The sequence below is a fragment of the Roseovarius sp. genome, from assembly GCF_027019125.1.
GTDB lineage: Bacteria > Pseudomonadota > Alphaproteobacteria > Rhodobacterales > Rhodobacteraceae > Roseovarius.
This window is the reverse complement of sequence record NZ_JALUXE010000007.1, coordinates 15,102-28,767: the sequence shown is the minus strand read 5'-3', so window position 1 is coordinate 28,767 and position 13,666 is coordinate 15,102. Positions and strand designations below refer to the sequence as shown.

Sequence of the window (13,666 nt, the reverse complement as noted above, 5' to 3'; positions counted from 1 at the left end):
GATCGGGGCTGCCTTTGGGCGGCCCCTTTTCATGTGCACAGGTCAGATCCGGCTTGGCCCTGACCATGAGGACGTGAGGAACAGGATGGATATGGCCTCACGAAACTCTGACTATACGTGGCGCGTTCAAGCGGTTAGCACTGACCCATGCGCCTTTTTCTCCTGACCGCCCTCACCATGATCGCCTTTGCCGCCAATTCGGTTCTGAACCGCATGGCCATCGCTGGTGGGACGATGGATGCGGTCAGTTTCGGGGTGATCCGGCTGATTTCTGGCGCGTTGGTGCTGGGCCTGCTGTGCCTGATGCTGCGCGGCGGGCTGCGGCTTTGGGGTCCGGGGCGCGCGATCGGAGTGCTGGCGCTCTTGGTCTATCTCTACGGGTTTTCTCTGGCGTACCGGGCGCTGGATGCCGGGTTGGGGGCACTGATCCTGTTTGGCGTGGTGCAGATCACCATGTTCGCAGGGGGGCTTCTGGCGCGCGAGGCGATGCCTGCTCGGCGCTGGATCGGGGCAGCAATGGCCTTTGGCGGGCTTGCGTGGCTGCTCTGGCCCGGCGCGGGGCCACAGATCAGCGTGGTCAACGGCCTCTTGATGGCGGCGGCGGGCGTGGGCTGGGGCGTCTATTCGCTGAACGGGCGGCGCTCGGGCGATGCGCTGATGGCCACGGCGGCAAACTTCATCTGGGCGGCGCCCTTGGGCCTCCTGGTGGGGTGGCTGGTGCCCAAGGGGGCTGAGGGGATCGTGATCGGGCCGCAGGGCGTCCTGCTTGCGGTGCTGTCGGGGGCGGTGACATCCGGGCTGGGCTATGCGCTCTGGTACAACCTCTTGCCCCGGCTGGCCGCCTCGGTCGCGGCGGTGGCGCAACTGACCGTGCCGGTCATTGCGATGGCAGGCGGCATGCTGTTTCTGGGTGAAGCACTCACTTCCGAATTCGTGCTGGCCAGCGCACTGGTTCTGGGCGGTGTTGCGGTCTCGGTGATCCCCCGACGCGCTCAGGGTCCGACGATTTCTTCCAAGGGGTCGTAACCCATCCCACGCTGAAACGCGACGCGCGCAAGGCTGTCAGGCTTGACGCGCAAGGTGTTCATCTCCGCCTCTGTCACCCACCGACGGCGGGTGACGATCTCTTCCGGATCACGCCAATCGTCCGAGAGCATGCCGGAAACAAGCTTGCATCGAAAAAACACCTCGACCTGATGAAAGCCGGTGGAAGGCGCGTGAAACTCGTTGACGAGGCAGGGCGGACCCACATGGATCGTGAGGCCGGTTTCCTCGTGGACTTCTCGGATCAGGTTCTCGGGCAGAGATGTTCCCGCCTCAACCCCACCACCCGGCGCACACCAGAGCGTGCTGCCGGCATCGGCATAGGCATTGACCAGCAACAGCCGCCCATCCTCGACGATCACGGCACGGGCGGCTAGACGGGGCAAGGGCATGGGCGGACCTGAAACAAGAGAACGACGCGCGCCAACCTTAGGTGGCGGGTCATGCGCTGAAAAGGGGTTGTGTTTGAACCCACCTTTGGTCAGCTTGCGCGCGATCAGAACCAAGGAGCGGGACATGGGAACCAACACACGCAACGGTGGGCAATTGCTGGTGGAGTGTTTGCTCGCACTGGGTGCGCGGCATTCGTTCGGCGTGCCGGGCGAGAGCTATCTTGCGGTGCTGGATGCGCTGCATGACACCGCCGGGCGGCTTGATTTCACCCTGTGCCGTCAAGAAGGCGGCGCGGCCTTCATGGCCGCTGCCTATGGCAAGCTGACGGGCCGTCCCGGCATCTGCTGGGTCACGCGCGGACCGGGGGCGACCAATGCGTCCATCGGCGTGCATACCGCGATGCAGGACAGCGCGCCGATGATCCTGTTCGTGGGCCAAGTGGGCACCGACATGAAGGGGCGCGAAGCGTTTCAAGAGATCGACTATCGCGCCGTATTTGGCACGATGGTAAAATGGGCCGTCGAGATTGATCAGGTGGGTCGCATCCCCGAGATCGTGGCGCGGGCGTGGAAAACCGCCGTGACGGGGCGACCGGGGCCAGTTGTGGTGGCCCTGCCCGAGGATATGCTGACCGATCTGACCGAGGTCGCGGCCCTCTCCGGGCCGGGGGACTATCCAGAGCCGGAGCCGGGCGCCGAGGCCGTGACCCGCGCCCGCGACATGCTGGCAGGGGCAAAGCGGCCTCTGATCCTCTACGGCGGGTGCAACTGGACAGAGGCGGGGCGCGCGGCCTTGCAGGAATTTGCAGCCGGGTCGAACATTCCGGTCGTTTCGGTCTTTCGCTATCAGGATCAGTTCGACAATCACGCCCCGGTCTTTTGCGGCGAGGCGGGGGTGGGCATGGTTCCCAATGTGCGCCGTCTCTTGGCCGAGGCGGATGTCATTCTGGCAATCAACAACCGATTTGGTGAAAACTCCACCGATGGTTACACGGTCTTTGACCTGCCAGAGCCGCGCCAACGTCTCATCCATGTGCATGGCTCCGATCTGGAACTGGGCAAGGTCTATCAGCCGGAATTGGGCATTCAGGCGGGGCCAAATGCCTTTGTGCGCGCGTTGAACGCAGGTGGGCCGGTGACAGGCGATTGGGCCGAATGGCAGGCCGAGGCGCGCGCGGGCTATGAGGCGGGATTTGATCTGCCCGACCTGCCCTCGCCCGTCGACATGGGCAAGGTGACGGCCTATTTGCGGGACGTGCTGCCCGAGGATGCGATCATCACCAATGGTGCGGGCAATTTCGCGATCTGGTCCGGGCGTTTCCTCAAATACGGACCCGCGATGCGCCTCTTGGCCCCGCAATCGGGGGCCATGGGCTATGGCATCCCGGCGGCTGTTGCCGCCAAAGTCGTGCATCCGGAGCGTCGCGTCGTCTGCTTTGCCGGGGACGGGGATTTCCAGATGACCTGTCAGGAACTGGCCACCGCCGCGCAGGCGGGGGCCCAGCCTGTGATCCTCATCCTCAACAATGGCATCTATGGCACCATCCGCGCCCATCAGGAGCGAAACTATCCCGAGCGCGTCTCGGGCACAGAGATGGTCAACCCGGATTTTTCCGCCCTTGCGCGCGCCTATGGCTTTCACGGCGAACGGGTCGAGCGGACCGAAGATTTCGCAGACGCCTTTGCTCGCGCCTGCGCTTCGCCAACCGGCGCCGTGCTTGATCTCGTGATTTCACCCGAGGCACTGACACCGCGCATGACGCTGAGCCAGATGCGCGCGGCGGGCCTGCGCAAACGTGACGGCATGTAAGCTCTGTTCACAACGCGCATTTGCACCTATGGGGGCGGCATGAACAGATGGAGCATCCTTACCGGCCTGATCCTGGCCCTTTGGACAGCGGCGGCGAGGGCCGACTGCGTGGTGCTGTTGCATGGGTTGGCGCGCTCCGATGCGTCCTTTGTGATCCTCCAAGAGGTGCTCGAAGCGCGTGGCTATGACGTGTTCAGCCCCGATTACCCCTCGACCGAAGAGGAAATCGAACGGCTCGCGCGCGAAACCCTGCCCTTTGCAGTGCGGGTCTGTGGTGCAACGCGGGTGCATTTCGTCACGCATTCCATGGGCGGCATCCTCTTGCGGCTCTGGCTCAAGGATAACCGCCCCGCACAGATGGGGCGCGTCGTGATGCTGGCCCCGCCCAATCATGGCAGCGAGTTGGTGGATGAACTGGGCGGGCTCGAGCTGTTTCGCTGGCTCAATGGACCTGCGGGGCTGCAACTGAAAACCGGGCCTGGCGGTGTGCCGGAAAACCTGCCGCCAGTGGATTTCGAACTGGGGGTGATCGCAGGCACCCGTTCGCTCAACCCCTATTTTTCCAGCCTGATCGAGGGGCCAGACGATGGCAAGGTCTCGGTCGCCTCGACGCGCGTCGAGGGGATGGCAGATCACATCACCCTGCCGGTCACGCATACTTTCCTGATGAACAATCCTCTCGTTATCGCGCAGGTCGAAGAGTTTCTGGAACATGGCCAATTCAACCATGGCCTGACCCTTGGCGATGCGCTCTTGGGGCGGAGATAACGATGACAGCGCTTGAGATCACATTGTGTCACGCGCAGGTGCTGACGCCCGAAGGGCTAACCACCTGCGACCTCTCGATCAGCGAGGGGCGGATTGCCAGTACCCCCACGGGTCGCGCGGTGGACCTGAGCGGCTACATGATCCTGCCGGGCATCGTCGATGTTCATGGCGACGGGTTCGAGCGGCATCTGGCCCCCCGGCGCGGCGCGATGAAGGACCTTGCCCAAGGCATGATTGCGACCGAGGCGGAATTGGCCGCGAATGGCATCACCACCGCCGTTCTGGCACAGTTCTACAGCTGGGAAGGCGGTATGCGCGGACCAGAGTTCGCCGATCAGGTCTTTGCAGCCCTGACCAAGGTGCGCGCGAGCGTCGAAACCGACCTGCACGCGCAATTGCGGTTCGAGATGGCGCTGCTGGATGATTACAGCGCGGTCGAAGACATGGTCGCGCGGCATGGCATCGGCTATCTCGTGTTCAACGATCACCTGCCGCACAAGGCGCTTGCAGCGGGCAAGCGTCCACAGGGGCTGACCGGACAGGCGCTGCGCATCGGGCGCAACCCCGAAAAGCATCTGGAATTCATCCAAGGCCTGCATGACCGCATGCCCGAGGTCGGCCCCGCATTGGAGCGTCTCGCCGCCCGCCTGACCACGCGCGGCGTCCGACTGGGAAGCCATGACGATGCCACCGCCGAGGGCCGCAGGCGCGCGCGCGCGCGCGGCATGACCATCGCCGAGTTTCCCGAAACGCTTGAGGCTGCCGAAGAGGCGCGCGCGGGCGGCGATCATGTCATCATGGGTGCGCCCAATCTGGTGCGGGGTGGGTCACACAAGGGCAATGTCAGCGCCGTCGATCTGGTGGCCATGGGCCTCGTGCATGCGTTGGCCTCGGATTACCATTACCCTTCGCTGCGCCGTGCGGCCTTTCTCTTGGCCGATGGCGGGGTGTGCGATCTGGCAACCGCCTGGGGCTTGATTTCCTCGGGTCCGGCGCGGCTCTTGGGGCTGACGGATCGCGGCGCAATCCGGCCCGGCCTGCGCGCCGATCTGGTTGTCCTCGCCCCCGAAACGCGACGTGTCATGGCGACCATCGCGCAGGGTCGGATCAGCTACATGGCGGGCGACGCGGCACGCCGATTTATCGGATAGGCCGCGCGCCTCACCCCACCGCCGCCGCCAGAAAGGCCTCAAGCTGTGCTGGATCAATAGGTTTCGGCAACACCTCCAACCCCGCGGAGCGGCAGTGCGCGTGCATGTCCGCCGTCAGGTGCCCGGTGATGATCCGCGCGGGAATGGCCCCGTGCCGCGCGATGATGCGCGCGATCACATCTGGCCCGCGCACCCCCTCGTCCAGTTCGTAATCCACCAGTATCGCATCAGGACTGAGCCCAAGATCTGCCAGTTGCGTCAGCGCTTCAAAGAGATTGCCCGCCTCGACCACATCTGCACCCCAACCGTGCAAGAGTAGCGTAAGGGCCTGGCGCAGGTCAGGATCGTTCTCGATCAAGAGCACAATCCGCCCCTCCAGCGAGGCGCGCACCCGCGCAGCGCTGCCCCAGCCCTCGGGTCCAGTCCGCGCCACAGACACCAGCGGCACGGTTACGCTAAAGCAGGCCCCGCAGCCCAGATCAGACCGCAACTCCAGCGGATGCCCCAAGAGCGCACAGGCCCGGTCCACGATAGCCAGCCCGAGCCCCATACCTTCAGCCGCGCTGACATGGGCATCAAGCCGATGAAATTCCTGAAAAATACGGTCCTGATCCGCGGGGGCTATCCCCGGCCCGGTGTCGCGCACCTCAAGCCGCAGATTGCGCCCCTGCCGTCGCGCGCCCACCAGCACCCGGCCCGAGGGCGTGTAGCGGATCGCATTCGCAATCAGGTTCTGCAACACACGCCGCAGGTAGCTTGCATCGCTCTCGATCACAGCCGCGCAGGGCACATAGCGCAAATCCAACCCCTTGAGTGCGGCCATGGGCGCAAACTCGTCGATCAACTGGTCCATGATCCGGCGAAGCGGCACATGGGTCACATCGACCTCGACATGCCCCGACTCAAGCCGCGAAATATCCAGCAGAGCGTCGATGATATCCTCGACGCTTGTCAGCGCCCGCTGCGCCTTGTCCATCAAGCCGCGGTGATCGTCGCTGGCCAGCTCGTCTTGCAAGGATGCAAGATAGAGACGCGCCGCCGATAACGGCTGGCGCAGATCATGGCTTGCCGCCGCCACGAACCGCGATTTCGAGGCATTGGCGCGCTCGGCCTTGCCAAGCGCATCCTCCAGCTCCAGCGTGCGGTCACGGACCCGCTGTTCCAGCCGCTCATTGGCATGGGCAAGCGCGCGCGTCGCAGCACGTTCTGCCGTCACGTCCGAGAAACTGATAACAAAGCCCCGGTCGGGCATTTGCCGGGCAAAAACATCCAAGGTCTTGTGCGTGCCCGAGCGCATGTAGAACCGTAGCGGCGCGCGTCGGTCCTGTGCCGCCACCCAAGCAGCAATGTCACGCGCGGTCAGACCGCCCTCGATCTCAAAATCGCTGCCGATGCGTCGCAGAATGACATCAAACTCGATCCCCACCCGAAACCGCGAGATCGGGATCGACAACATGCTGCCTGCGTTCTGGTTCCAGCCGCGCAACTGCCCGCTTCGATCAAAGATGCACACACCCTGATCAATGTGCTCCAACGTTGCCCGGATCAACTGCGCCTGATCATCCAGGAGCTTGCCACGCTCGCGCCGTTCCAGCCGGATAATATCGGTGATGTCGGTTTGCAGGATCACCGTTTGTCCGTCGCGGGTGCGATGCTCGCTGACCTGAACCCAGCAATCGCCGGTCAGGTTGAGGTTGAACATCACATGCTTTTCCTGATGCAACTGCATCCGCCGCGCGGCCCAATCGCCTCGGCTCTGCACGTCAGGCAGCTCCAGAAACCGGCTCTGGCTCGCGTGGCGCACGTAATCGGCGAACTCCAGACCGGGGCGCAATTCGGCCACCAGATCGGGCATATACATGCCAAAGCGGCTGTTGTTCAGCACCAGCCGCCCGTCGCTGTCAAAGAGCGCGAACCCTTCCTGAATCGTCTCGATGGCATTGGCGAGATCCGAGCGCGCCCGCTCGGCCTGCCGGATCGCCTGTGCCAGTTGCGCATTGGATTCGTTAAGCAGGTCAAGCGCGTGTTCGAGATCGCGGGTGCGTTCGCTGATCTGATCTTCGAGGATGACCGCCCGCTCGAAATGCGCATAGGCCGCCCCGCCGTCATCCGTCACCTGCTCGACCCGGCGCATCAAGACTTCGATGATCTTGAGCAGCTTGCCGTTCTGCCGATCCAGCGGGTCAGAATTGTCAATCAGTGCCGCCGACATGGCTTAGCGCCCCAAGGGGGGATAGATCGCCACCCCGGTCATGGTCTGATTGACATGCAGGCCGTTGATCTGCTCGCCATAGGTGGAAAATCCCACCACCCGATGCGCTGCCAGAATGCGCGAAATCTCGGGGCCGATCTGGCGCTGCTGCACTTCGGTCCGGCGCAAGATACAGTCGCAGGCCAACACCGTCAGCGGCGCAGTCTCGATCCCCAGCCCGGCCAGTTCGCGATCCAGGTGCGCCGCCATGTCCTGCGACTGCGCGAGGGTAAGAACCAGCCCTTCGTCAATCGCGGAAAAGAACTGCAAGTCGCCATTCGCCTCTGCGCGCTGAATGGCGCGCACATGATGCTGACCGCCGATCCGCACCACCACCGGGTTTTCGGCAAAGGTCGAGGGCGTCAGTTCGTCAATCCGGCAACCAAGGATGCGGGCATATTCCTGTGCCGCCACCTCAGCGTTGATCTGATGCACGATGCGGCGCGCAGGGTCGGCATCCGTCACGACCATGCGCCGGTCGGTCGGTTGGAAATGATCGAGCCGGAACACCCGCACCGGGCAATCGGTGCGCATGAGGCAGACAACGGCGGAATTGCGCAGCGTCACCCCATCACAGGAAATCAGCGTTTGTGCGAAGCGCTCACCATCCGCCGCCGATCCACCAAAGAGCGGCATCGGCCCAAGCCCCGCCGCGATGGCCGCAACCAGTTCATCCTCCTTGAGCGACAATCCATCGACCGCGAGAAAGGCGAATTCGTTGGGCAGACTCTCGCCCGCCTGCGTCGCCAGCCACGCCCGCGCCCGCACCGTCTGGGAAACGCAGGCGGTGCTGTCCAGTTCTGACAGCGGCGTCACCACCTGCACCACCGCATGAAAATGATCGGCGGCAAACCCCACGGCGACGATGCTACCCTCGGCATAGCCGCTCATCCCGATCTCACCGGCGGTGGTGCAACCGACGCAGCGGCTATCGACAAAGACGCGGGCGGCCTCGGCCATCAACCCTTCGAAATCCGCCTCTGGCGTGACGAAGAACAGCACCAGCGCCAACCGCACGTCGCCCATGGCTCGGCGCAGGCAGCCAATCGCATCCTCGGCATCATGCGGCACCTCGGCACGCGCAACGATAGCGTGATCACACAGCGCCAGCTCTGACAGGCTGCTGTCCATGACTCCTCCCATTGGGGTCCTCCACCCCGGTGAGAGCGTAATCCGCTTACTCCGTTTCGCGCAAGACGTTAGAGAAGCTCGCCATCTGCGCGATCAGCACCGCCTGGGTGCGGGTCTGCACCCCCAGTTTGCGCATAATGGCGGTGACATGGGTCTTGACCGTGGTTTCGGCAATCGACAATTCATAGGCGATCTGTTTGTTCAATCGCCCCTCGCAGATCAATTGCAGGATGCGCGCCTGCTGCCGCGTCAGATGCGCCAGACGCTCCACCGCCTCGTCGCGGTCATTGACCGGCTGTTCCTGCATCTTGGTCAACACGACCCCTTCGGGCAGGAATATATCACCCGCCGCAATCGCCTCGAAGGCCGCGCGGAACACCGGCCGCTGGCTGTGTTTGGGCACAAAACCCGCCGCCCCTGCGTGGATGACAGAACAGACCATCCGGCTCTCGGACATCGAGGACACAACAACAATCGGCGTCTCGCCCGCGACGGCCCTCAGCCGTGCAAGCCCATCCAGCCCGCTCACATCCGGCAGGTTGAGATCGAGCACGATAATGTCAGGCGAGCCATTCTCGGCCACCATCTCCAGCGCCTGATCGAGGCTCTCGGCGGTGTCGATCCGGGCAATGCCAGCCACCGATTTCAGCGTCATCGACAGCGCATCGCAGAACAGCGGATGATCATCCACAATGAGCGCCGTCGTAAAACGCCCCGGTCCCGCAGGTGCGGGACGGGTGCCTGGAATATGCGCCGTTTTCGGTGTCATTCTTTTATCCTAGCAAAGGCCCACGCGCGGGCCTACTCACACCAAGGTCTGAGACCTCTCAGCCCCTTCGCCGCATCACCCCGCGTCCCGGATCATAACCCCAGAGCGCCAGACCAAGAAACACCAGACTTGCCAGCGCAGTCCACAACAGCGCCATGCCGTTGAACTGTTCATAGAGCGCAAAGCGGATCAGTTCGACGGCATGGCTGAACGGGTTGACCGCACATATGTCGCGCAACAGCATAGAGCTTTCCGCCATTCGCCACAGAGGGTAGAGAGCCGTGGACATGAAAAACGTGGGAAAGATCACGAAGTTCATCACACCTGCGAAGTTTTCCATCTGACTGATGAAGGACGAAAGCGCCACACCAAGCGCGCCCAGCATCACCCCGCCAAGCACCAGCGCAGGCAGCACATAGAGATAGCCCATCATCGGCATCTTGATCCCCATCGCCGCCGCAATGCCCAGAAACGCGTAGCATTGCAGCACCGACACCGCTGTTCCGGCAAGGATCTTGGCGAACAAAAGCCACCAGCGCGGCAACGGGCTGGTCAGCAACAGCCGCATCGACCCCATTTCCCGATCATAAACCAGACTGAGCGAGGATTGCATGCCATTGAAGAGCAGGATCATGCCGCACAGCCCCGGCACGATATAGGTCTCATAGGTAATATAGGTCTGATAAGGCGGGATGATCGACAGGCCGAGTGCGGCCCGAAATCCTGCGGCAAAGACCACAAGCCACACGAGGGGCCGCACTAGCGCCGAGACAAAGCGCGAGCGTTGCCGCGCAAAGCGCAACGCCTCGCGTGTCACAATTGCCGCCAGCGCAATCAGGAGCGCCCTCATGCGGGCGCCCCTGTCAGGCTCAGAAACCGCTCTGTCAGCCCTTCTTGCCCGGCAATCTCACGGGTGATGCCGTCGGCCAGCACGCGGCCCCGGTGCAGGATGATCAGCCGATCCTCGGACCAGACCTCATCGGTCAGATGCGTGGCCCAGAGCGCGGTCAGGCCGTCATTCGCGCAGAGGTCATGCACATGGCTCGTAATCGCGCGCCGTGCCTCTGCATCCAGCCCCACGGTCGCCTCATCCAAGAGCAGAACCGCCGGTTGATGCACCAGCGCGCGGGCGATCTCGGTGCGCCTGCGGTGCCCCCCGTTCAGATCACGCGCCAATTCATCCGCACGCTCACGCATCGCCATCCGCTCCAGCGCCGCATCAATCCGCAGTTCCGCCGCCCGGCCCGCCAGCCCGTGCAGGGCCGCGAAATAGCGCAGGTTGCGCCGCACACTCAGGTCGAGATCCAGCGTCTGTTGCTGAAACACCACCCCGATCCGCGCCAGCGCCTGGCGGGGATGGGTGGCTATGTCATGGCCCGCCACCCTGATCCGCCCCTCGCGCGTGGTGAAAAGCCGTGTGAGCAGCGCAAAAAGCGTCGATTTCCCCGCGCCATTGGGGCCAAGCAGGGCACAGAACGCGCCCTGCGCCACCTCAAAGCCTACATCGTCCAAGGCCCGCTTGGCCCCATAGGAAAATCCCAGCCCCTCGATCCTCAGCCCCGTCATGCCGCGTTCCTACCTGCTTTGGGGGCTACCATAGACCCGAGCGCGACCTTATTGAATGATGAACTCGAGCCGCTGGCTCTCACCCGTCGTGCCGGGGATCAGGAGGTTATACCGCCCCGGCTTGATCGCGATAAAGGAAAACTCTGCCGTGCCCGCATCGTCAAACTCGAAACTGTCGATTGCCATTGGCCGGATCTCGATGTCATTGATCACGATCTCGTCCATCCAGATCGCGCGAAAGAACTCTGGCCCCGTCAGCGCCAGTTCTGCACTGCCGTCGGCGGTGATCTCCATCTCGTAATAGGCCCCCGATTGCAGGGTGATCGGCCCCTCGCCCAAGGGCTTGCCCGAGGCCAGAGTGACCTCGATTTCATCCCCGCGGTTGCATTTCGCCAAAAGCCCGGCAAAACCCAGATCATCGCAGAGCGGTGCGGCTTGGGCGGGTACTGCCAGCATGGCAACCGCAGCGGCAGACAACAGATGTTTCATCACTCTTTCCTCTTTGCTGTTGGATTGGCTCGGATCAATCAGGCACGACGACGACGCCCCAGGGCTGTTGCCCCACCTGCACCGATTTCACGACCTCTTCGGCCGCGACATCTATGATCGAAATATCGTTGGAATTGCCGTTGGTGGTGTAGAGGTATTTTTCCTCGGCATCGAAGGCCAGTTGCCAGACGCGCTGTCCCACCAGCAGGTATTTCTCGACCTCGAAGGTCTCACCATTGACCAGCGCCACCCGGTTGGACGGGCCCAGAGCCACAAAGACTTTCTTGCCGTCCGAGGTCACGCGCACGCCCACAGGCTGCAAAAGCTCCGGCGCGATGCCCGGCACCTCAAAGGTGATCTTGTGCTCGATCGCGCCGCCATCCGGGTTGATGACACTGACCGTGCCGCCAATCTCGGCGCTCACAAAGAGATGCTTGCCATCCGCCGTATATTGCGCAAAGCGCGGGCGCTGATCGACCAGCGTGTTCTGCACGATCTCATAACTCGTCGTGTCGATGAAATGCGCCATGTTCGTGGTCTCAGAGGTATTGACCACATATTTGCCATCCGGCGAAATCCCCATGCCCTCCGGCTCTACCCCTACCGGCACTTCGGCCAGAATCGTGTGGGTATTCACATCCGTCACTGTGACTAGGTTGTCATCCTCATTGGCGATGTAAAGCGGGTTGCCCGAAGGGTGCAGCACAAAAAGCTCGGGGTCGGGGCCAGAGGGCAGCGTGTGCAATTCCTGGTACGTCGCCGTATCAAACACCCGCACCACATTGTCATCCGAGGCGCAGACATAGAGATGCTTGCCATCGGGACTTGCAGTGATGCCGCGCGGGCGGTTTCCGGCAGGGAATTCGGTGATCACCTCCCATGTCTCGCTATCGACCACGGTGATGGTGTTGCCGCGTTCATTGCTGACAAACACCTTGCCCGCCAGCGCAGGGCTGGTCATCAGGGCAAGAAGGGCGCTCGCAAGGGCCACTCGGTTCATGTGCTCTCTCCTATTGGGCAAAGGCGATACAGGCGCTCTCGGGCTGATCCAGCCCAAGCGTATCCAAGAGCGAGCGTTGGTGCAGGAACCCCTCCTGCGGCGACACGCTCAGCATGATACGCCCATCGGCCAGCAGGATCGGTTGGCGCATCTGACCATTCCACGCCCGAAACGTCAGCTTTTGGCCTTTGAACGCCGCCAGTTCAAACTTGTCGCTCAGCGCATAGGCGCGGATTTCGGCGGGATCGGCGCTCTTGGTGCGCGTCACCGCCTCGCCCAGCACCCGCAGCGCGAGCCAGGCGGTGTAGTCCTCGGGGCGCATGTAGCGGCCCGTCAACTCCTCGAACCGGTTCTGGAACTGCGTCCCGCCCCAGGCCTCGAGCGCCGGATGCCATTCCAACGGCCGCAGCCCCGCCGATCCGACGATGGGCGAAGGCCGCCATGTGTGAAACGGCAGATAGGTGGCGAAAACATCGGTTTCATCCGCCGCGATGATCACGTCATGCTCTTTCAAGTCCTGCGTAAAGACCGGCAACTGTCGTTGCACCTGCACATGCCCGGTATCCGTGCGTCGCGCGCCGCCCGTGTCGGTGAACTCACGCTCATCCACGATTTTCGCACCAAACTTGGCCGCAGAGGCGCGATAGGCCTCGGCCAGCGCAATATCTTCGGGATGCGAGCCGTGAATGAGCGCCCAGCGCGGCCATTTCTTCCAGATCAGGAATTGCGCCACGGCATCGCTCTGCATCTGCCGCGAAGGCGCGATATGCAGGATATTGCCCCGACATTCGGCGCTGCGCAGCGCGGTATCCGGTGCCAGCGTATTGAAGATCAGCGTATCCGGAGCGGCGGCCTCTGAAATCGCCAGCAATTCCTCGGCCCGCGCCTGCACCGCAAAGAACCGTAGCCCTTCGCCCTGCAATCGCTCGAACTCGGCCAAGGCGGTCTCGGGCGTGGCAACAACCGATTCCGTGACATAGGTCTGGCCCATGAACTGCCCTGTGGTCTGGTTATCCTCGGTCGCCAGTTGCGCACCGGCAAACCCCAGATCATCCGGTCGCAGATCAAGCCGCGACACGGGCAAGAGCGCCGGGTAGTCCACCCGAAGCACGACGGCCTTGACCTCTTGCGCTTGGGAAGGCTTTGCGAGGGTCAGCAGGCCCGCAAGAACGAGCAGGGCTAAGCGGAACATGCGCGGTCTCCGTCAGGGTCATTGCGGGGGCGTGATCGCCCCATACGGGTATCCTAGCAAAACCGACAGGTTTGTAAGGGTCTTTCGCACGAAAGCAGGCCTG

At 63.0% G+C, this 13,666-nt stretch carries 13 protein-coding genes; 4 read left to right on the top strand and 9 right to left on the bottom strand.

The genetic code is table 11. The features are described from left to right. Window positions 1-147 precede the first annotated feature (147 nt). A complete protein-coding gene (locus MVC20_RS03955; protein ID WP_297538665.1) occupies window positions 148-1,026 on the top strand; it encodes a DMT family transporter in 879 nt (292 codons plus the stop codon). Here the strand turns inward: MVC20_RS03955 and MVC20_RS03950 are convergent. Further along, window positions 993-1,436: an NUDIX domain-containing protein gene (locus MVC20_RS03950; protein ID WP_297538663.1), complete on the bottom strand. Its 444-nt coding sequence runs from the start codon at window positions 1,434-1,436 to the stop codon at window positions 993-995. The genes MVC20_RS03955 and MVC20_RS03950 overlap by 34 nt on opposite strands. A gap of 124 nt (window positions 1,437-1,560) precedes the next feature. Here MVC20_RS03950 and MVC20_RS03945 point away from each other — a divergent pair, with 124 nt between their 5' ends. From MVC20_RS03945 to MVC20_RS03935, 3 genes are read left to right on the top strand one after another with little or no spacing between them, the layout of a single operon-like run. Beyond that, window positions 1,561-3,246: a thiamine pyrophosphate-binding protein gene (locus tag MVC20_RS03945; RefSeq protein ID WP_297538661.1), complete on the top strand. Its 1,686-nt coding sequence runs from the start codon at window positions 1,561-1,563 to the stop codon at window positions 3,244-3,246. Window positions 3,247-3,285: 39 nt separating this feature from the next. Next, window positions 3,286-4,014 carry an alpha/beta fold hydrolase gene (locus tag MVC20_RS03940; protein ID WP_297538659.1) on the top strand — a complete coding sequence of 243 codons (729 nt, stop codon included), beginning with the start codon at window positions 3,286-3,288 and terminating at the stop codon, window positions 4,012-4,014. Window positions 4,015-4,016: 2 nt separating this feature from the next. Continuing rightward, entirely contained in the window at window positions 4,017-5,165 is a 1,149-nt protein-coding gene (locus MVC20_RS03935; protein ID WP_297538657.1) for an alpha-D-ribose 1-methylphosphonate 5-triphosphate diphosphatase, read from the top strand. A gap of 10 nt (window positions 5,166-5,175) precedes the next feature. Here MVC20_RS03935 and MVC20_RS03930 read toward each other — a convergent pair whose 3' ends face one another. Genes MVC20_RS03930 through MVC20_RS03895 form a run of 8 tightly spaced genes read right to left on the bottom strand, consistent with a single transcriptional unit; the run spans window position 5,176 to window position 13,563 of the window. Then, window positions 5,176-7,377 (bottom strand): PAS-domain containing protein, encoded by a 2,202-nt coding sequence (locus tag MVC20_RS03930; protein WP_297538655.1) that lies wholly within the window; start codon window positions 7,375-7,377, stop codon window positions 5,176-5,178. 3 nt (window positions 7,378-7,380) lie between these two features. Continuing rightward, window positions 7,381-8,547 carry an FIST N-terminal domain-containing protein gene (locus MVC20_RS03925; protein ID WP_297538653.1) on the bottom strand — a complete coding sequence of 389 codons (1,167 nt, stop codon included), beginning with the start codon at window positions 8,545-8,547 and terminating at the stop codon, window positions 7,381-7,383. A gap of 46 nt (window positions 8,548-8,593) precedes the next feature. Next, on the bottom strand, window positions 8,594-9,316 hold the full coding sequence (locus tag MVC20_RS03920) for a response regulator transcription factor (RefSeq protein ID WP_297538651.1): 723 nt from the start codon (window positions 9,314-9,316) through the stop codon (window positions 8,594-8,596). Window positions 9,317-9,374: 58 nt separating this feature from the next. Beyond that, window positions 9,375-10,166, bottom strand: a complete 792-nt coding sequence (locus tag MVC20_RS03915) for an ABC transporter permease (protein ID WP_297538649.1) — start codon at window positions 10,164-10,166, stop codon at window positions 9,375-9,377. Continuing rightward, entirely contained in the window at window positions 10,163-10,882 is a 720-nt protein-coding gene (locus tag MVC20_RS03910; protein ID WP_297538647.1) for an ABC transporter ATP-binding protein, read from the bottom strand. Before MVC20_RS03910 ends, MVC20_RS03915 begins: the two co-directional genes overlap by 4 nt. Window positions 10,883-10,930: 48 nt before the next feature. Next, window positions 10,931-11,371, bottom strand: a complete 441-nt coding sequence (locus MVC20_RS03905) for a hypothetical protein (RefSeq protein ID WP_297538645.1) — start codon at window positions 11,369-11,371, stop codon at window positions 10,931-10,933. A gap of 34 nt (window positions 11,372-11,405) precedes the next feature. Beyond that, window positions 11,406-12,371: a YVTN family beta-propeller repeat protein gene (locus tag MVC20_RS03900; RefSeq protein WP_297538643.1), complete on the bottom strand. Its 966-nt coding sequence runs from the start codon at window positions 12,369-12,371 to the stop codon at window positions 11,406-11,408. A gap of 10 nt (window positions 12,372-12,381) precedes the next feature. Next, window positions 12,382-13,563, bottom strand: a complete 1,182-nt coding sequence (locus MVC20_RS03895) for an ABC transporter substrate-binding protein (protein WP_297538641.1) — start codon at window positions 13,561-13,563, stop codon at window positions 12,382-12,384. Window positions 13,564-13,666: the final 103 nt, after the last annotated feature.